Source organism: Sphingomonas sp. Leaf231 (genome assembly GCF_001421995.1).
Lineage (GTDB): Bacteria > Pseudomonadota > Alphaproteobacteria > Sphingomonadales > Sphingomonadaceae > Sphingomonas.
Genome location: NZ_LMLS01000001.1, coordinates 739,840 through 759,052 on the forward strand (window position 1 = coordinate 739,840; position 19,213 = coordinate 759,052).

Consider the following 19,213-nt stretch of genomic DNA (forward strand, 5'->3'; position numbering starts at 1 on the left):
GTGAACGCGCCATGGAAAGTCGCCGGCAACGCCGCCCGCGCCCCCTTTCTCGCCTTCTGCTGCGACGATGCCTCGGCTGACACGATGCGCTCCGTCGTCGACGATCTCGGCTGGCCGCAGGAGAACGTCTACAAGGGCGGCCTGCGCGAAGCAGTGCAGACGCTGGCGGTCAGCTCCAGCCCGCAGCTGTTGTTCGTCGATCTCAGCGAAGCCAGCGATCCGCTTGGCGACATCAACGGCCTGGCCGAAGTATGCGAGCCCGGCACGATCGTGATCGCCGCCGGGCAGGTCAACGACGTGCGCCTGTATCGCGACCTGCTCGCCAGCGGCATCCACGATTACCTGCTCAAACCATTGGGCACGAGCGCGGTCCGCGATGCGTTCGCCGCCGCGCAGACGATGCTCAACGCGCCCCGCTTCACCGATACCGCGGCCGAGCAGCCTCATGCCGCCGTGGCGGTGATCGGGTGCCGCGGCGGCGTCGGCGCGTCGACGGTCGCCACCTCGCTCGCCTGGCAGATGAGCGACGTCGGGAAGCGATCGACCGCGTTGCTCGACCTCGACGTCCATTTCGGCACCAATGCGCTGGCGCTGGATCTGGAGCCGGGACGCGGGCTGATCGATGCGATCGACAATCCCAGCCGGATCGACGGCCTGTTCCTCGAACGCGCGCTGGTCCGCGCCTCCGACAAATTGTCGGTCCTGTCGGCAGAGGCACCGATCAGCCATCCGATCGTCACCGACGGCGGCGCCTATTACCAGCTTCAGGAAGAGCTGCGCGGTACGTTCGAGATCAGCATCATGGACCTGCCACGGGCGATGCTGATCCAGCATCCGCACCTGATGGCCGAGGTGAACGCGGTGGTGTTGGTGACCGACCTGACGCTGGCGGCGGCGCGCGACACGATCCGGTTGCTGTCATGGCTGCGCACCAATGCGCCGCAGGCGCAGCTGTGCGTAGTGGCCAATCGTGTCCAGCCGGGCGCGCAGCAGGAGGTGTTGCGAAAAGACTTCGAGGGGTCGATCGAACGCAAGGTGGACGTGGTGATATCCTACGACCACAAGCTGGCGACCCAAGCGGCCAAGCTGGGCAGGCCACTGACCGCCGCGGGCAAGGGATCGAAGACGGTCGCGCCGCTGGTCGAACTTGCGGATCGCCTTTTGGCCGCGACCGGCGAGCACCCCGTGCCGCTGAATGGTGCCGGGTCGAAGGGCGGATCGCTGCTGGCGCGCTTCACCGAGTTCATGGCCAAGAAGCCGGCGCAGAAATGACTATCGCCCCGCCTCTTCGTCCGGAGCCGCCATGTCACCGATGATCCTGCTGTTCATGGCCGCGGCGATGACGCTGGGACTGCTCGTCCTCGCCTTTGCCGGGCCGTCCACGCAAAAGGCCACGGCACGCCGGCTCGCGTCGGTGCGCGAACGACATGTCGTGGTACTTGGCAACACCATCGAGGCGCAGATGCGCCGCATCACCGGGCGCCGCGACACGCGCACCGATCAGGCTATGATGCGTATCCTGCCCAACGAAGTCGAACTGAAGAAGCGACTGGCGATGTCCGGCACGTCTTGGACGGTCGGCCAATACGGTCTTGGGGCCGCGGGTGTCGTCGCCGTCGTGTTCCTCCTGCTGCTCATCAAGGGCTTGCCCGTACTGCTCGCCTTGCCGCTCGGGGTGGTGTCCGGGCTGGCGATCCCGCATCTCACGGTAAAACGCCTTATCAAGCGCCGGCTGGCGGCGTTCACCGCGAAGTTTCCGGACGCGATCGAGTTGCTGGTGCGCGGGCTGCGTTCCGGACTTCCGATTTCCGAGACGATGCAGGTCGTTGGTGCCGAGGTTCCGGGTCCGGTGGGCGAGGAGTTCCGCGCGGTGTCCGACAAGATGCGCATCGGGCGTACGATGGACGTCGCGCTTCAGGAGACCGCCGACCGCTTGTTGACGCCCGAGTTCCAGTTCTTCGTCATCACCATATCGATCCAGCGCGAGACGGGCGGCAATCTGGCCGAAACACTCCAGAACCTTGCCACCGTCTTGCGCCAGCGTGGCCAGATGAAGCTGAAGATCCGGGCGATGTCGTCCGAATCGAAGGCCTCGGCCTATATCATCGGTTCGCTGCCCTTTATCGTCTTCGGGCTGATCTACATGATCAATCCACCATATATGCTGACATTCTTCAGCGACCTTCGGCTGATGATCACCGCCGGTGGCGGGCTGGTCTGGATGGCGATCGGCGCCTTCATCATGTCCCGTATGGTGAGCTTCGAGATCTGATATGCCCATGATCTTCGGTTTCGACCTCCTCACCGTCGCCATTGTCCTGCCGATCTTCGGCGTGGCGGTGCTTCTTGGCCTCTATGCAACGCGGGGGCTGCGTGATCCGATGACGCGCCGGGTGCGTGCGCTCAACGATCGGCGCGAGCAGTTGAAGGCGGGCATCACCGCGTCCACCGCCAAGCGCCGGACCAAACTGGTCCACCAGAGCAACACCGCCGACCGGGTCCGCAATCTACTGTCGTCGCTACGGGTGCTGCAGGACGAGCAGTTGAAGGATGCACAGCGCAAGTTGCTGCAGGCCGGCATCCGCAACAAGGAATGGGCCGTCGCGGTTATCTTTGGCCGGCTCGTCCTTCCGATCGTGTTCGGCGGTTTGATGGTCATCTGGGTCTATCTGCTCGATGCGTTTCCCGAATGGGGGGCGCTGAAGCGTTATGCCTTGGTCGCGTGTACCTTCGTGCTGGCGTACAAGGCACCGGACATTTTTCTGAAGAACAAGATCAGCAAGCGCAGCGACGCGATCCGCAAGGGGCTGCCCGACGCGCTCGATCTGCTGGTGATCTGCGCGGAGGCCGGGTTGACGGTGGACGCCGCCTTCCACCGCGTCTCGCGCGAACTGGGCAAGGCTTATGCGGAACTGGGTGAAGAATTCGCGCTGACCGCGATCGAACTGGGGTTCCTCACCGACCGGCGGCAGGCCTTCGAGAACCTGGCCACGCGCGTCGACCTCGACGCGGTACGCGGTGTCGTGACGACGATGATCCAGACCGAGAAATACGGCACGCCGCTCGCCAGCGCCCTGCGCGTGCTGTCGGCGGAGTTCCGGAACGAGCGGATGATGCGCGCGGAGGAGAAGGCCGCGCGCTTGCCCGCGATCATGACCGTGCCGCTGATCCTGTTCATTCTGCCGGTGCTGTTCGTGGTCATCCTGGGTCCAGCGGCCTGTTCGCTCAACGACTCGTTCATCAATGCCAAGCCGTAGGAACAGCCGCGTCGTCCCGTCGTTCACATGCGAAACGACCGGAGGATCGTCATGCTGTTCAACACGACAACGCAATATATCGCCCTGGCGGTCGCTCTGATCGCCGGTTGGCTGTTCGGGCTGGCGAGCCATCCGGGAGGGCGCAAGTGGAAGACGCGCTACGCCGCCGAGCGGGATGCGCATGCCACCACGGCCAAACGCGTGAGCGAACTGGAGCGCGATCACGACGTCGCGACGAAGCGCACGGTCGAACTGGAGCGCGAACATGGCGTATCGGGCACCCGCGTCGCGGAGCTGGAGCGCGAACGCGACGTCGCCACCCAGCGGGCGGTGGAGCTGGAGCGTCGTGTCGACGACCTGACGCGCGAGAATGACCGGCTCGCCTCCTCTTCCCGCCCGGTGATCGACGACCGGCGCATCCATGACGATCGACCGTTCGGAAACGACCGCTATGTCGAGGACGATCGCCTGCCGCCGGGCCAGCCCCGCGACCGCGGCTTCATCTGACCCGTGCCGCGCCGCCGTCCGTCACCGGCGGCGCGGGCGTGATGTCAGTTCGCCAGCGCTGCGCGGCGCCGCCGTTGTGAAACGCCGACTACCCCGAAGCCGAGCAGCAGCAGCATCCACGTCGCCGGTTCCGGCACGGTCCGCAATGCGAAGCTGTACTGGCTCGACAAGCCGCTTCTGACACCGGCGGGGGCGACCGGCGCAAATGTGTCGTCGATGCGCAATTCGTAACTGCCGGGATCGAGCAGCAATTGCGCCGAGCCGCTTGCCCCGTCACCCAGATCATCGAACCGCAACAACGTGTCGAACGCGCCGCGCAGACCCAGCGACAGCCCTTGCGACGGCGCGCCGCCGCTGGAGGTGATGCCGTAAGCCGCCACACCCCAGTTGACGTCGAACGCGGTCGGCGCGTCGGCGGTAAAGAAATAACGATACCCGGCACTGCTGGACAGGATTGCCGCGCCGTCGCCGACGGTGCCCGGCGCGAGCGTCCGCCGGAACGTCACCCGGCCGCGTTCGGGGCTGGTCAGCGTCGCGATCACGGAGGAACTGCCACGCACCGCCGTTCCGCTGCCGACGCCCGTCACGACTTGCGCCGCCGCGGTGATCGTCCCCGCACGGGACCCGGCATCGCTACCCTCCGACGCCGCGGGGCTATCGTTGATGGTGCCGGTCAATCGCGTGTCGACGATTTGCGTCCCGATCGTCACCGCCGCGTGGGCGGACGTGGCGGCGAACGTCGCGGTGCCGAGCAGCGCGGTCGCGAGGAAGCGGATCATGAGCGGGCCTGCAGCGCAGCCTGCGCCGCCGCCAGTCGCGCAATCGGCACGCGGTACGGAGAGGCGGAGACGTAATCGAGCCCGACCCGCTCGCAAAAGGCAATCGACGCCGGATCGCCGCCATGTTCGCCGCAGATGCCCAGCTTGATATCCGGCCGGGTCTTGCGCCCACGCTCGGCGGCGATCTCGACCAGTTCACCGACGCCCTCGACATCCAGGCTGACGAACGGATCGCGCGCGTAGATGCCCTTTTCGACATAGGCGCTCAGGAATCGGCTGGCATCGTCGCGGCTGACGCCCAGCGTCGTCTGCGTCAGATCGTTGGTGCCGAACGAGAAGAACTCGCCTGCTTCCGCGATCTCACCGGCCCGCAGCGCGGCACGCGGCAATTCGATCATCGTGCCGACCAGATACTCGATCGTCCGCCCGCGCTCGGCGAAAACCGCCTGCGCCGCGGTGTCGACCACCGCCTTCATCAACTCCAGCTCACGCCGGGTGCCGACCAGCGGGATCATCACCTCCGGGATCGGTGCCTCACCCGATTTTTCCGCGACGTCGATCGCCGCCTCGAAAATCGCACGCGCCTGCGTTTCGTAGATCTCGGGATAGGTCACCCCCAGCCGGCATCCGCGATGGCCGAGCATGGGATTGAATTCGTGCAGTTCCGCCGCCCGGCGCTTCAGCTGCTCGATCGCGATCCCGGTTGCGGCGGCGACTTCGGCGAACTCATTCTCCTCGTGCGGCAGGAACTCGTGCAGCGGCGGATCGAGCAAACGCACCGTCACCGGCAGGCCGGCCATCACCTCGAAGATCGCGGTGAAATCGGCGCGCTGTTCGGGCAGCAGCTTGGCCAGCGCCGCGCGACGACCGCCCTCGTCCTCGGCCAGGATCATCTGGCGCACCGCGGTGATGCGGGCGGCGTCGAAGAACATATGCTCGGTGCGGCACAGGCCGACGCCCTCCGCTCCGAATTCGCGCGCGACGCGGCAATCCGCGGGCGTCTCCGCGTTGGCGCGCACCCTCAACCTGCGCACGTCGTCGGCCCAGGCCATCAACGTCCCGAAATCGCCAGCCAATTCGGGCATGATCGTCGCGACCTCGCCCACCATCACCTCGCCGGTCGCGCCGTCGATGGTCAGCATGTCACCCTCGCGAATCTCCCGCCCGGCGACCCGCATCACCTTGTCCTTCGCCGAGATCGACAGCGATCCCGCGCCGGACACGCACGGCCGCCCCATGCCGCGCGCCACCACCGCCGCGTGGCTGGTCATCCCGCCCCGCGCGGTGAGGATACCCTTGGCCGCGTGCATCCCGTGGATGTCCTCCGGGCTGGTTTCGGTGCGGACCAGGATCACCGCCTTGCCATCGGCCGCCGCCCGCTCCGCCGCATCGGCGTCGAACACGACGAAACCGCTCGCCGCGCCGGGCGAGGCGGGCAGCCCCTTGGTCAGCACGTCGCGCGGTGCATCGGGGTCCAGCGTCGGGTGCAGCAACTGGTCGAGCGCTTGCGGGTCGACGCGGGTGATCGCCTCCTCGCGTGAGATCAGCCCCTCGTCCGCCATGTCGACCGCGATCTTCAGCGCCGCCTTCGCGGTGCGCTTGCCCGAACGCGTCTGGAGCATCCACAGCTTGCCGCGCTCGACGGTGAACTCGATGTCCTGCATATCGCGATAATGGGTCTCGAGCCGGTCGAACACCGCCGCCAGTTCGACATAGACCTCCGGCAGCGCCTCTTCCATCGACAGTGGCTTCGCCCCCGCTTCCTCGCGGGCGGCCTTGGTCAGATATTGCGGAGTGCGGATGCCGGCGACGACGTCCTCGCCCTGCGCATTGATCAGGAACTCGCCGTAATACGCGCGGTCGCCCTTGGCGGGATCGCGGGTGAAGGCGACGCCGGTGGCGGAGGTGTCGCCCATGTTGCCGAACACCATCGCCTGCACGTTGACCGCGGTGCCCCAGTCGCCCGAGATGTTATTGAGCCGGCGGTAGACCTTGGCGCGCTCCGACTGCCACGATCCGAACACCGCGCCGACCGCGCCCCATAACTGGTCGTGCACGTCCTGCGGGAACGGCTTGCCCCATTCCTTCTCGACGATCTGTTTGTACTCGGCGACCAGCGCCTGCCAGTCGGCCGCCGACAATTCGGTATCGAGCGTATAGCCGCGATCTTCCTTGGCGATCTCCAGCGCCTCTTCGAACGCGCCGTGATCCAGTTCCAGCACCACGTCCGAATACATTTGCACGAAGCGGCGATAGCTGTCCCAGGCGAACCGCTCGTCACCGCTCGCCGCGGCCAGCCCCGCGACCGTTTCGTCATTGAGGCCGAGGTTCAGGACGGTGTCCATCATGCCCGGCATCGACACCCGCGCCCCGGAGCGGACCGAAACCAGCAAAGGATCGGCGGCGTCGCCGAACCGCTTGCCGGTCACCGCCTCGATATGCGCAAGCCCTTCCGCGACTTCGGCGCGCAGCGAGTCCGGGAAGCTTTCGCCCTCCTCGTAATAGCGCGTGCACATCGCGGTGGAGATGGTGAAGCCGGGCGGCACCGGCAGGTCGATCGACGCCATTTCGGCGAGGTTCGCGCCCTTGCCACCCAACAGGTTCCGATCACCCTTGCCCCCGTCGGAGACGCCGCCACCGAAGCGATAGACGTAACGTTGGGTCATGATTCCAGGTCCCTGATTTCGCAGTGTTTAAAATGACGAATGTTGCGAATGTTGAGACACTGGCGTGCTGCTCTCAACCTTCGATCTTCGAGAAGTCCGCAACATTGTGCACTGCGGCGCGAACGCGCGCCAGTAGGTTAAGACGTGCTTCACGCTTGTTCGGGTCAGCGTCATTTACGATAACGCTATCAAAGAACGTGTCGATCGGGGCGCGCAGCGATGCCAAGGCGGACATCGCCGCGCCGAAATCCTCACGCGCGATCGCATCGGTGGCGGCGGGTTCTGCGGCGTCGAGCGCGGCGACCAGCGCAGCTTCGCTCGGTTCGGGCGTGTAGGACAGCGGTTTCGTCTGCGTCGCCACGGTGGACGCTGCGGCATCGTGCAACCCGCGCCCCGTTTCCACGCCGTAATTGCCCCCGTCCGGCGCGCCGACGCCTTCCTTCTTCAGGATGTTCGCGGCACGCTTGTACCCGGCCAGCAGGTTCGCGCCATCCTCGGTGCCGACGAACGACTGGAGTGCACGAACGCGGGCGAGCAGGCGGACGAGATCGTCCTCGCCGCCGAGCGCGAACACTGCGTCGATCAGGTCGTGGCGGATGCCGGCTTCGCGTTGCTGGACCTTGAGGCGGTCGGCGAAGAAGTCGAGGATCGACGTTGGCACGCTCTCGAAGCCGCCTTCAGCATCGAACGCCCACTTTCCGTTTATCGCATTCTCAACGGCGCAATACGTCGCAGAAAATAGCGGGAGTCGCAGCTGAGACTGCTCGACAAGGCTGATGACCGCCAGCGCGGCCCGTCGAAGCGCAAAGGGATCTTTCGAACCAGTCGGCTTCTCACCAATAGCGAAGAACGTCGAGATTGTATCCAGCTTGTCCGCCAGCGACACCGCCACCGTCACCGGATCGGTGGGCACCTCGTCGCCCTGCCCGACCGGCTTGTAGTGATCGCGCACCGCGTTCGCGACGGCTTCGTCCTCGCCCTGCGCGGCGGCGTAATAGCCGCCGATCAGCCCCTGCAATTCCGGGAACTCGCCGACCATGCCGGTGACCAGATCGGCCTTGGCGAGGCGGGCCGCACGCTCCGCCTGATCGGCCTGCGCCGGCGTGCCGACAATCCCTTCCTCGACCAGCCAGCGCGCCAGCTTTGCGACGCGTTCGACCTTGTCCGCGACGGTACCGAGCTTCTCGTGGAAGACGATCCGGTCGAGCTTCTTGGCCTGCTCCTCCAGCGGCACCTTCAGGTCGGTGTCGTAGAAGAAGCGGGCGTCGCTCAGCCGCGCGGCGAGCACCTTCCGGTTGCCCTCGACGATCTTCGCGCCGCCGTCGTGCGCGACGATGTTAGCGGTACAAACGAAAGCGTTGGCCAGCTTCCCCGTCCCATCGCGGCACACGAAATATTTCTGATTCACGCGCGCGGTCAGCTGGATCACTTCGGGCGGGACCGAAAGGAAGTCGGCGTCGAAACGGCCGAGCAGCGGCACCGGCCATTCGGTCAGCCCGGCATTCTCGGCGACCAGTCCTTCGTCCTCGACCAGCACCAGTCCGGCCTCGGCGGCGAGCGCGGCGGCACGATCGCGGATGATCCCGGCACGCTCGTCCTGGTCGACGATCACGTGGCAGGCGCGCAGCTTCTCTTCGTAGTCCGCCGCCGATCCGATCGTGATCGTGCCGGGGTGATGGAAGCGGTGACCCAGCGTCGCCGCGCCGCTTTCGACGCCGGCGATCGTCGTCGGCACGATCATCTCGCCGAACAGCGCGACGATGCCGTGCAGCGGGCGCACCCAGCGCAGCGACTCGGTCGAGCGCGAGGCGTCGCCCCAGCGCATCGACTTGGGCCAGGGGAATGCCCGGATGACGGCGGGGATCGCCTCGGCCAGCACCTCCGCGGTCTGGCGGCCGGGACGTTCGGTGACGGCGTAGAGCACGCCGTCGCGCTCGACCAGCTGCTCGCGGGTCAGCCCGGTCTTGCGCAGGAAGCCGTCCAGCGCCTGCGGCGGGGCGACGGCGCGCGGTCCCTTCACTTCCTCCGCCACCGCCTGCGTGGCGTCGGGCAGGTCGCGCAGGATCAGCGTCAGGCGGCGCGGCGTGGCATAGGTGACGGCCGAAGCGGCAGTCAGCCCCGCCTTCGCCAGTTCGGCCGCGAACAGCCGCGCCAGATCCTCGCGCGCCTTGGCCTGCATCCGCGCCGGAATTTCTTCGGAGCGCAGTTCGAGAAGGAAGTCGGTCACGCGGCCCACCCGTTCTTTTCCATATATGCCGCGCAGGCGGCCTTCGCGAGATCGCGGACGCGGCCGATGTACGCCTGCCGCTCGGCCACCGAGATCACGCCGCGCGCCTGCAACAGGTTGAAGGTATGGCTGGCCTTGATCGCCTGCTCATAGGCGGGGATCGGCAGCTTCGCGGCGAGGCTGCGCTCGCATTCCGCGGCCGATTTGCGGAACAGGTCGAACAGTGCGTCGGTGTCGGCGACCTCGAAGTTCCACGTCGACATCTGCCGCTCGTTTTCGAGGAACACGTCGCCGTAGGATACGCCCGCGTCGTTGAAGGCGAGATCGTAGACGTTGTCGACGTTCTGGATGTACATCGCCAGCCGTTCCAGCCCGTAGGTCAGCTCGCCCGCGACCGGCTTCATGTCGAAACCGCCCATCTGCTGGAAATAGGTGAATTGCGTCACCTCCATCCCGTCGCACCACACTTCCCAGCCGAGCCCCCACGCACCCAGCGTCGGGCTTTCCCAATCGTCCTCGACGAAGCGGATGTCGTGCAGCCCGGTATCGACGCCGATCGCCGCGAGGCTGCCGAGGTACAATTCCTGCAGATCGGGCGGGCTGGGCTTCAGGATCACCTGATATTGGTAATAATGCTGGAGCCGGTTGGGGTTCTCGCCATAGCGGCCGTCGGTGGGGCGGCGGCACGGCTGGACGTAGGCGGCGTTCCACGTGTCCGGCCCCAGCGCGCGCAGCGTGGTGGCGGGGTGGAACGTGCCCGCCCCCATTTCCATGTCATAGGGCTGAAGGATCGCACAGCCGCGCTCCGACCAATATTGGTGGAGCCGCAGGATCATCGCCTGAAAGCTGAGCGGGCGGGGAGCGCTGATGTCGGTCACGGTCGCGGTCTGTGGCGCATGGGCGGCGCGGAATCAACAAAGCCGTCGCCCCTTCCCTTCGCACGCGCGGCTCGTCATGGAGCAGGCATGAAGATCGCCGCCACCGCGCTCGCCCTGTTGCTCGCCCTGCCGGCCTGCGCGCAACAGGCCCCCGCCCCCGCCACCGCACAGGATGCCGATCCGGCGTTGTGGGTGGTGAAGGATCGCGACACGACCATCTATCTCTTCGGCACGGTGCACGTCCTGAAGCCGGGACTGTCGTGGTTCGACGAAGCGGTGAAGACGGCGTTCGACCAGTCACAGACGCTGGTGCTGGAGATGGTGGAGCCCGACGCGGCGACGCAGCAGAAGGTGGTGGCGGCCACCGCCTTCGATCCCGCCGGCACGCCGCTGACCCAGCGACTGCCGCCGAACTATCGCGGCGCCTTCGCCAGGGCGATGAACGACGGCGGCGTGCCCGCGGCGGCATATGACCGGATGCGCCCGTGGTTCGCGGCGGTCACCCTGTCGCTGCTGCCGATCCAGAAGCTGGGCTACGACCCCGCCAACGGCCCCGAGAAGGTGCTGGGCGCGGCGGCGAAGGCGGCTGGCAAGCCGGTGGTCGGGCTTGAGACGTTCGAGGGGCAGCTCGGCGTGTTCGGCGGCCTGTCGCAGAACGCACAGATGGCGTTGCTGGAAAGCACGCTGGACGAACTGCCAAAGGTGGATGCGACGTTCGGCACGCTGGTCGACGCCTGGGCAACGGGAAATCCCGCCGGGGTGGCGAAGGAGATGAACGAGTCGCTGAAGGACTCGCCGGAAGTGGCCAAGGCGCTGCTCACCGATCGCAACAAGCAATGGGCGGGGTGGATCGCGAAGCGGATGACGCAACCGGGAACGGTGTTCGTCGCGGTCGGTGCCGGGCATCTGGCGGGCGTGGGCAGCGTTCAGGATCAGCTGGGCGCGTACCGGCTGAAGGCGGTGCGCGTGAAATATTGAGCGCCGCGCGCGCCGTCGGAACATCGGCGAATACGGCGGCGGCGCACATCGTGGCTGTCGCGATGCTGCCGCCACGCACCTTGCCATTCGCGCCTCCGTCCGCTAAGCGCGCCGGCTTCCCGTCATGGTCATCCCTGGAGGCGTGTCGGGAAACGTATCACCAGTTTTCGGAGCATATCAGATGAGCGACACCATCACGCTCGCAGCCGAGACGCGTGACCGGGTTGGCAAGGGAGCCTCCCGTGCACTCCGTCGCGACGGCCGCGTCCCCGCCGTGATCTACGGCCAGAACAAGGAACCCGTCTCGCTCCATCTGGAGGAGAAGGCGCTGGTCAAGGCGCTGATGACGGGTCATTTCATGAACTCGGTCATCATGGTCGCCGGACAGCGCACGTTGGCCAAGGACGTGGCGTTCCACCCGGTCACCGATCGCCCGATGCACGTCGATTTCCTGCGCATCGGCGAGCATGAGTCGGTGACGATCGCGGTGCCGGTCGTGTTCGTGGACGAGGACGACGCCCCCGGCATCAAGCGCGGCAACGGCGTGCTGAACATCACGATGCACGACATCGAACTGGTCGTCGACGCCGCCGACATCCCCAGCGAGATCACCATCTCGCTCAAGGGCATGGAAATCGGCGACTCGATCCACATCGCCGACGTGAAGCTGCCCAAGGGCGCGACGCCGGCGCTGGAAGGCGACTTCGCGATCGCGACGATCGTGCCGCCGACGGTGCCGACCGCCGCCGACGATCAGCTCGACGCCGAAGTGGCAGAGGCGCAGTCGGCCGAGGCCGAGGCTGCCGCCGCCGAGCCGAACGACGACGACAACGACGACGACAAGGTGTCGGTCCAGAAGAAGGACTGATGCCGGCTCCATCGCCCGAGCGGCGGTGGGTCGTATACGGGGGGCAGGGCAGCGGCGACGCTCCCCTGCCCCTTCGCATGTAAAGGAACGGCGCGATGCAGCTGTGGGTCGGTCTCGGCAATCCGGGCGCGCAATATGCGATGCACCGCCACAACGTCGGCTTCATGGCCATCGACGCGATCGCCGCGGTCCATGGCTTCGCGGCCCCGTCGAAGAAATTTCAGGGCTGGTTGCAGGAAGGTCGCGTCGGCGGCGCGAAGGTGCTGTTGCTGAAGCCCGCGACCTTCATGAACGACAGCGGGCGCTCGGTCGGCGAGGCGCTGCGCTTCTACAAGCTGGACGTCGATGCGCTGACCGTGTTCCACGACGAACTCGATCTGGCCGCGATGAAGCTGAAGGTGAAGCAGGGCGGCGGCACCGCGGGTCACAACGGGCTGCGTTCGATCGACCAGCATCTGGGGCCGGACTTTCGCCGCGTGCGGATCGGGATCGGCCACCCCGGGCACAAGGATCGGGTGACCGGGCATGTGCTGGGCAATTACGCAAAGGTGGAGATCGAGCCGCTGAGCGACCTGCTCGGCGCGATCGCCGCGGAAGCCGACTGGCTGGCCCAAGGCGACAGCGAGCGATTCATGAACGACGTGGCGCTGCGGCTGGGATAGCGGGGGCTGCCGGTGGCGGTCGGCGCAACGTGGAGTGCGACGGGGCTTGTGTCCGGCCGACCGGGCTTCCATGCGACGGCAGCTTCCGGACAGCGCGGGGGCGACAGGACCGCGAACCATGCCCAGCCGCCAGCTATTCCCGACGATGTTCTACGAAGCCGATCTCGCCGACGCGGCGTTGCTCGACGACCTCGACCAATCGTGCCGCGCGCTGGCGGCGGACGACATCGCCGGCAAGCGGTGGTCGAAGGCGCACGGCTATCGCGGCTACACCAGCTATGCCTCGCTCAACGACCTGCCGATGCGCGATCCAGCGTTCGCCGACCTGAAGCGATTGCTCGACCGGCATGTCGCCGCCTTCGCAACGGAGGCCGGCTTCGATCTCGGCGGACGGCGAATGAAGCTCGACAGCCTGTGGGTGAACGTCATGAAGCCCGGCGGCACCCATTCCGGCCATCTCCATCCGCACAGCGCTGTTTCCGGCACCTTCTACGTCGCGGTGCCCGAAGGATCGGGCGCGCTGAAGCTGGAGGACCCGCGCCTGCCGATGCTGATGGCTGCGCCGCCGCGCGACGGCACGTTCGTGTACGCCGAACCGCGCGCCGGTTCGCTGTTCCTCTGGGAAAGCTGGCTGCGCCACGAAGTCATGCCGAGCAGCGCGAAGGCGGAGCGGATCAGCGTCAGCTTCAACTATCGCTGGTAGCGTCCGGATAATCGGCGCCCAGCGCCGCAGCGCGCAGCCCCTCGATCTCCTCGATCCGTGCGCGCAGCCGCGCGACGACCGCGTCATGGCCCCATTTGCCGAGCACGAGATGACGCGGAGGGGAGGCATGTTCGACCGCCGCGATCATCGCCTCGCCCGCGCGGACCGGATCGCCGGGCTGGTTGCCCGAATAGCCCCTGGTCGACGCCATCCGCGCCGCCGCCGTATCCGCATAGGCCGCGATCCGGCTCCCGGTCTGGCGCAGCGATCGCCCCGCCCAATCGGTGCGGAACGGTCCGGGTTCGACGCACGTCACCGAGATGCCCAGCGGTTCGACCTCCGCCACCAGCGCATCGGAAAAGCCCTCCACCGCATGCTTGGACGCCGCATAATAACCGGATGACGGAAAACCGACGAGCCCCGCGACCGACGTGATGTTGACGATCGCGCCCAGCCCGCGCTCGCGCATGCCCGGCAGAACCGCGCGGGTCATCGCGAAAAGGCCGAAGACGTTGGCATCGAATTGCGCGCGGATCTCGCCATCCTCGCCTTCCTCGATGCTCGACTGATAGCCGTAGCCGGCATTGTTGACGAGGACGTCGATCCGCCCGAACTTCTCCTCCGCCGCGCGCACCGCTCCGGCGATCGCGCCCGTATCGGTCACGTCGAGCGCCAGCGGGAGTACCCGCCCCTCATGCCCGTCCGCCAGATCGGCAACGCGCGACGCATCCCGCGCCGTCGCCACGACGCGCCAGCCGCGTTCCACGACCAGTTTCGCCAGCTCGCGCCCGAAGCCTGTCGAGCAACCGGTGATGAACCACACCGGATCGGCGGGAAGTGTCATGCAGAATTTCCTGATTTTACAGCTGGTCCCACGAACGCGCCGTTATGGGACCGCGTTCCCGCTGGCAATTTTCCGAAGAAAGGTCCATGTGGCAAACTTCATGGACTTCCCGAATCTCCCCCCCGCGCTCGCCAGCGCGCTCGCAACGCGTGGTTATGCCGCGCTCACCCCCGTTCAGGCCGAGGTGACGGCCGAGGCCGCGCACGGCCGAGACCTCCTCGTTTCCGCACAGACCGGCTCCGGCAAAACCGTCGCATTCGGTCTTGCGATGGCCGAACAGCTGCTGACCGACGACGGCGAACTGCCGCCCGCCGCCGCGCCGCTGTCGCTGGTAATCGCCCCGACCCGCGAACTCGCGTTGCAGGTCGCCAAGGAATTGATGTGGCTGTACGCCGGGGCGCGTATCGCCACCTGCGTCGGCGGCATGGATGCCAGCCGCGAACGACGCACACTGGCGCAGGGCGCGCACATCGTCGTCGGCACCCCCGGCCGCTTGCGCGACCATGCCGAACGCGGCGCGCTGAAGTTGGCGCAAATCCGCGCCGCGGTGCTCGACGAAGCCGACGAGATGCTCGACATGGGCTTCCGCGACGATCTGGAGGCATTGCTCGACCAGACGCCGAAGGAGCGGCGCACGTTGCTGTTCTCCGCCACCTTGCCGCGCCCGATCGTGGCGCTGGCCAAGGCATATCAGCGCGACGCACTGCGCATCTCGACGGTCAGCGAACAGCGCGGTCACGGCGACATCACCTATCGTGCGATCACCGTGTCACCGTCCGAAATCGAACATGCGGTCATCAACCTGCTGCGCTTCTACGAGGCGGAGACCGCGATGCTGTTCTGCGCGACGCGCGACAACGTGCGTCACCTGCACGCCGGATTGGTCGAGCGTGGCTTTGCCGCGGTCGCCTTGTCGGGCGAGCATTCGCAGAATGAGCGCAACCATGCCTTGCAGGCGTTGCGGGATCGCCGCGCGCGGGTTTGCGTCGCCACCGACGTCGCGGCGCGCGGCATCGATCTGCCGACGCTCAGCCTGGTGATCCACGTTGAAATGCCGCGCGATGCCGAGGTATTGCAGCACCGTTCGGGCCGTACCGGGCGCGCCGGGAAGAAGGGCACGGCGGTGCTGATCGTGCCGTATCCGCGCCGTCGCCGCGTCGAGATGATGCTGCGCGGCGCGCGCATCGCCACCGAATGGGGCGATGTGCCGACCGCCGAGGCGATCCGTGCCAAGGATCGCGAGCGGTTGCTGGAACGGTTGCTCGCGCCCGTCGAGGTCGAGGACGAGGACAAGGCGCTGGCCGCCGAGTTGCTGGCGCAGCGCACGCCCGAGGAGATCGCCGGCGCGTTCGTTGCCGCGCAGCGTGCCGCGCTGCCCGCGCCGGAGGAGCTCGCCGATCGCAGCGAGATGACCGAACGCCAGCAGAAGGGCCATCGCGACGGCTTCGACGACGTGGTGTGGTTCCACATGAACGTCGGTCGCCGCCAGAACGCCGATCCGCGCTGGGTGCTGCCGCTGCTGTGCCGTCGCGGTCACGTGACCAAGGCGGAGATCGGTGCGATCCGCATCGGGCCTTCCGAGACGCAGTTCCAGGTGCCCAGCGCGCTCGCCGGGCGCTTCGCAGCGGCGGTGAAGGCCAGCGCGAACGCCGATGGCGAGGACGAGAGCGGCATCCGCATCGAGCCGATGCCGAACGGCGCCGCGCCGATCCGCAGCGCCGCCGGCGGCCCCCCGCAGCGTCGCCACGGTGCCGGAGCAAGCGGTGGCGCGCCACGCGGCGGACCACGCGGGCCGCGACGCTGATCGAATGCGCGGTTAGCGCGTGAGGCGGCGACGCCGCCCCGCCGACCCGCCGGCCGGTGGGGCGGTAAATCCGTCCACGCCGACGCGCCGCAACGGCATCGATGAAAACGTTCGATCGACCGTCGCACCGCCGCCGGCCTGCCGCGGGGATTCCACCACCGCCGCTGCCAACGAATAGCGAACCCGAGGTCAAGACGGCGAGAGCGCACCCCTGACCCGCGGGGAGCACCGCCATGCAAGGCCGGTCGACATACGGGTGTGACGTGCCGAAACCGAGGTTTGCAGGCTGTCAGCGCCGAATATCGACCGGCTTCGGCACGTTACAGTCCGACGACGCCGCCATCTGCCTTGGTGATGACGACCGTGGCAGAGCGCGGGCGGCTGCCCGTCGCTGCGCCGGCCTGCGACGCGGGCCAGTTCGACGTGACCTTCGCTGCATCGCCGTCGCCGCCGGGATGCTGGACGTTGACGAACAGCGAGCGTCCGTCCGGGGTCGAACTGATACCGGTGATCTCGCATTCCACCGGGCCGACCAGGAAACGCTTCAGCTTCGTGCCGGGCGCGGCGCCGACCCGCGTCGTCACGGTACGGCTGGCGCCGCCGCCGGTGCTGGTCACCTGACGCGTGCCGCCATCGCCGACGCGCCCGGGCATGCCGACCAGCATCTGGTTGTTGGTGACGTCGGTGAACGCCCCGTCATCGGTCTGCAGCCACATCAGCGGCGCGACCTGTCCGCTGGCGTTGGTCGGCAGGCCGAACCACAGGCCGTCGGGCGAGGAGAAGTCGTTGGTGGCGTCCAGCGCGGACAGGTTGATGTTGGTCGGGTCGAGGTCGGAGCCGGCACCGAAGGCATAGATGTCCCAGGTGAAGGTCGTCGCGTCGCTGCGATCGCCGGTTTCGCGCAGGCGGATGACATGGCCGTTGCGGTTGCTGACCGAGGTCGATGGCGGATCGACATAGGCGCGCGGGTTGCTCGGATCGACGCGCGCGACCGTCCGCGAGCCATTATTGGTCAGCGTGCAGTACATCTCGCCGTTGACCGGGTTCACCGCGGTCCATTCCGGACGGTCCATCGGCGTCGCACCGAGCGCGTCGGCGGCGAGGCGGGTGTTGATGACGACGTCGGCCTGATCGGCGAAGGCATAGGCGGGATAACCGGTCGGGGTCAGCGGCCCCTGCCCGAAGACCAGCGGCAGCCACGTCCCCGTGCCGTCGTCCGCGAACTTCGCCACGTACAAGGTGCCGGCATCCAGATACTTGTCGCCGATGGCGAGTCGATCGGTCGCGGTGGCATCGGCATCGGCCCACGCCGCGTCGGACACGAACTTGTAGATATATTCGTTCTGCGCATCGTCGCCCATGTAAAAGGCCGGGCGGATGCCCGCGACAGTGCGGCCGGGCTGACAACCTTCGTGGTTCATCCGTCCCAGCGCGGTGCGCTTGCGGGGCAGCGATTGCGGGTTGTACGGATCGATCTCGACCACCCAGCCGAACGTGAACGGCTCGTTGCGGAAATCCTGCGTACCGTCCGCCGCGGCGTCGGCGAGGATGCTGGCGTTCCAGCGCGAGAAGGTCGTGCTGCTCGCATCCGCGGGGGTCACGGTGGTCCAGCGATAATTGCCGGTACGACCCTGCCCGATGCCATAGCGGCGCAACGAGGCGTTCTCCTTCTGGACCCCGGCGGCGGTGCGCAACGCCTCGTCACCGGCGGCGCGGGTGAAATAGCCCGCCCAGTTTTCCTCGCACGTCGCGTACGTGTTCCACGGCATGTGGCCGTTGGCGCAATTGTTGATCGTGCCGTTGCTGCGCGTGCCGTCGTTCGACACGCGGGTGCGCAGCGCGGCGCTGCCGCGCGCCGGGCCGGTGAACTGCATCGGCGTGTTGGGCGTGATGCGGCGGTTCAGCGTGCTGGCCTGGACGTAGCTCCACGCGCCGGTGTTGCCCGCGCGGGTGACCTCGACCACCGATACGCCGTGCGCCTCGATCTCCTTGATCGCCTCGGCTTCCGGACGGACGCCGGACGACGTCAAGCCGGTCGGGCCGTTGGGGTGCAGATAACCCTCGGTGATGTTCTCGTGGTTCATCACCAGGATGCCGCGCACATTGCCGGCGAGATCCGGCGTGGTGCCGGTAGCGGCCAACCCGAAATAGCTCATGCCGTCATGATGGTCGCCGGCGCGCTGCGCGAAATTGGCGTCGGTGCCGTTGTTGGCATAGGCGGAAACCCCTGCGGCGATCGGATCGCCCAGCCGGTACAGCACGGTGACGTTGTAGTTCGACGGCACGGTGACGACGTCGTTCCTGTTCTTCGCCACCGCCGTAAAATCCAGTGTGGCCGGCACGACGTTGACGGTCGAGCGTGCGCTGCTGGTGCCGCTGCGCCCGCTGGCACTGAATTCGAACACCAGCGCGGTCGCCTGTGCCACGTTCGGCGCGATGAAGGTGATCGAATTGCCGCTTGCCACGACCGGCACGGTCGGGCCGGCGACCTGCGTGAAGGTGGTGGTGCTGGCATTGTCGCTGGCGGTCGCGCTGAGCGTCACGACGCGTCCGCCCTGCGCCTGGACGGTGGTGCCGTCGGACACGGTGATGACGTCCCGGTCGTCGTCGCCACACCCCGTCAGCAGCGCGCCGCCGAACACGGCAGTGGTCATCGCGCTCATCCCGCCCATCAACGAGCGACGCGAATAACGGCGCGATACCAGCTCGTTGAGGTGGGTGGTGGTCGAAAGATTGGTGTCGATGTCACCGTCGTCGTAGCCGACGGTCTCGATCAGGCATTGTCCGGTCATGATATTCCCCGCTTCGTCTGGCGCTCCTTTGGCGGCGTGGTGCGGCAGCGCGATTGCAGTTCGACGACGACCGCATGACAAAGCGATGGCAGTGGCGTGACATACGGCGAAACGCTTGACCTGAGCGCTCCATACGCTATTGGACCGCCCGCGCGTCGTATGCCTTCGGGCAGCGACGCTCCGTCCGAGACAGCGGGTGACCCACACGGGTCTTAATTCCCCGCCGAGGCGGGGACAGGATCGATGCC

At 67.1% G+C, this 19,213-nt stretch carries 15 protein-coding genes; 9 read left to right on the forward strand and 6 right to left on the reverse strand.

Going from position 1 to position 19,213, the window contains the following annotated elements; genetic code table 11:
• From ASE95_RS03605 to ASE95_RS17205, 4 genes are read left to right on the forward strand one after another with little or no spacing between them, the layout of a single operon-like run.
• Complete coding sequence (locus tag ASE95_RS03605; RefSeq protein ID WP_056631544.1) at nt 1–1,272, forward strand: AAA family ATPase; 1,272 nt, start codon at nt 1–3, stop codon at nt 1,270–1,272.
• Between the two features lie 31 nt (nt 1,273–1,303).
• Nucleotides 1,304–2,272 (forward strand): type II secretion system F family protein, encoded by a 969-nt coding sequence (locus ASE95_RS03610; protein ID WP_056631545.1) that lies wholly within the window; start codon nt 1,304–1,306, stop codon nt 2,270–2,272.
• A 1-nt stretch (nt 2,273) separates the two neighbouring features.
• A complete protein-coding gene (locus ASE95_RS03615; protein ID WP_200918731.1) occupies nt 2,274–3,257 on the forward strand; it encodes a type II secretion system F family protein in 984 nt (327 codons plus the stop codon).
• 51 nt (nt 3,258–3,308) lie between these two features.
• Nucleotides 3,309–3,764 (forward strand): hypothetical protein, encoded by a 456-nt coding sequence (locus ASE95_RS17205; RefSeq protein ID WP_082449498.1) that lies wholly within the window; start codon nt 3,309–3,311, stop codon nt 3,762–3,764.
• A gap of 44 nt (nt 3,765–3,808) precedes the next feature.
• On the opposite strand, the gene ASE95_RS03625 is transcribed toward ASE95_RS17205, so the two are convergent.
• The 4 genes from ASE95_RS03625 to ASE95_RS03640 form a co-directional block, all read right to left on the reverse strand.
• Nucleotides 3,809–4,543 carry a PEPxxWA-CTERM sorting domain-containing protein gene (locus ASE95_RS03625; protein WP_056631548.1) on the reverse strand — a complete coding sequence of 245 codons (735 nt, stop codon included), beginning with the start codon at nt 4,541–4,543 and terminating at the stop codon, nt 3,809–3,811.
• The gene (gene ppdK / locus ASE95_RS03630) at nt 4,540–7,209 is read right to left on the reverse strand and encodes a pyruvate, phosphate dikinase (RefSeq protein ID WP_056631551.1); all 2,670 of its coding nucleotides are present in this window, start codon (nt 7,207–7,209) and stop codon (nt 4,540–4,542) included. Before ppdK ends, ASE95_RS03625 begins: the two co-directional genes overlap by 4 nt.
• A 73-nt stretch (nt 7,210–7,282) precedes the next feature.
• Nucleotides 7,283–9,436 carry a glycine--tRNA ligase subunit beta gene (glyS, locus tag ASE95_RS03635; protein WP_056633117.1) on the reverse strand — a complete coding sequence of 718 codons (2,154 nt, stop codon included), beginning with the start codon at nt 9,434–9,436 and terminating at the stop codon, nt 7,283–7,285.
• Nucleotides 9,433–10,272, reverse strand: coding sequence for a glycine--tRNA ligase subunit alpha (locus ASE95_RS03640; protein WP_056633121.1), 840 nt, complete (start codon nt 10,270–10,272; stop codon nt 9,433–9,435). The genes glyS and ASE95_RS03640 overlap by 4 nt, the downstream gene beginning before the upstream one ends.
• Nucleotides 10,273–10,401: 129 nt before the next feature.
• Between ASE95_RS03640 and ASE95_RS03645 the strand changes: the two genes are divergently transcribed.
• The 4 genes from ASE95_RS03645 to ASE95_RS03660 all read left to right on the forward strand — a co-directional run bounded on the left by ASE95_RS03645 (nt 10,402) and on the right by ASE95_RS03660 (nt 13,525).
• Nucleotides 10,402–11,292, forward strand: coding sequence for a TraB/GumN family protein (locus tag ASE95_RS03645; protein WP_082449500.1), 891 nt, complete (start codon nt 10,402–10,404; stop codon nt 11,290–11,292).
• Nucleotides 11,293–11,473: 181 nt separating this feature from the next.
• Entirely contained in the window at nt 11,474–12,160 is a 687-nt protein-coding gene (locus tag ASE95_RS03650; RefSeq protein WP_056631557.1) for a 50S ribosomal protein L25/general stress protein Ctc, read from the forward strand.
• A gap of 95 nt (nt 12,161–12,255) precedes the next feature.
• Complete coding sequence (gene pth / locus ASE95_RS03655) at nt 12,256–12,822, forward strand: aminoacyl-tRNA hydrolase (protein ID WP_056631559.1); 567 nt, start codon at nt 12,256–12,258, stop codon at nt 12,820–12,822.
• Between the two features lie 118 nt (nt 12,823–12,940).
• Nucleotides 12,941–13,525: a TIGR02466 family protein gene (locus tag ASE95_RS03660; RefSeq protein ID WP_056631562.1), complete on the forward strand. Its 585-nt coding sequence runs from the start codon at nt 12,941–12,943 to the stop codon at nt 13,523–13,525.
• Here ASE95_RS03660 and ASE95_RS03665 read toward each other — a convergent pair.
• Nucleotides 13,509–14,369, reverse strand: a complete 861-nt coding sequence (locus ASE95_RS03665; RefSeq protein WP_056631565.1) for an oxidoreductase — start codon at nt 14,367–14,369, stop codon at nt 13,509–13,511. The genes ASE95_RS03660 and ASE95_RS03665 overlap by 17 nt on opposite strands.
• A 100-nt stretch (nt 14,370–14,469) precedes the next feature.
• Here ASE95_RS03665 and ASE95_RS03670 point away from each other — a divergent pair, with 100 nt between their 5' ends.
• Complete coding sequence (locus tag ASE95_RS03670) at nt 14,470–16,173, forward strand: DEAD/DEAH box helicase (RefSeq protein WP_056633123.1); 1,704 nt, start codon at nt 14,470–14,472, stop codon at nt 16,171–16,173.
• 320 nt (nt 16,174–16,493) lie between these two features.
• Here the strand turns inward: ASE95_RS03670 and ASE95_RS03675 are convergent, their stop codons facing one another.
• Nucleotides 16,494–18,965: a PhoX family protein gene (locus ASE95_RS03675; RefSeq protein WP_056631567.1), complete on the reverse strand. Its 2,472-nt coding sequence runs from the start codon at nt 18,963–18,965 to the stop codon at nt 16,494–16,496.
• Between the last annotated feature and the right edge of the window lie 248 nt (nt 18,966–19,213).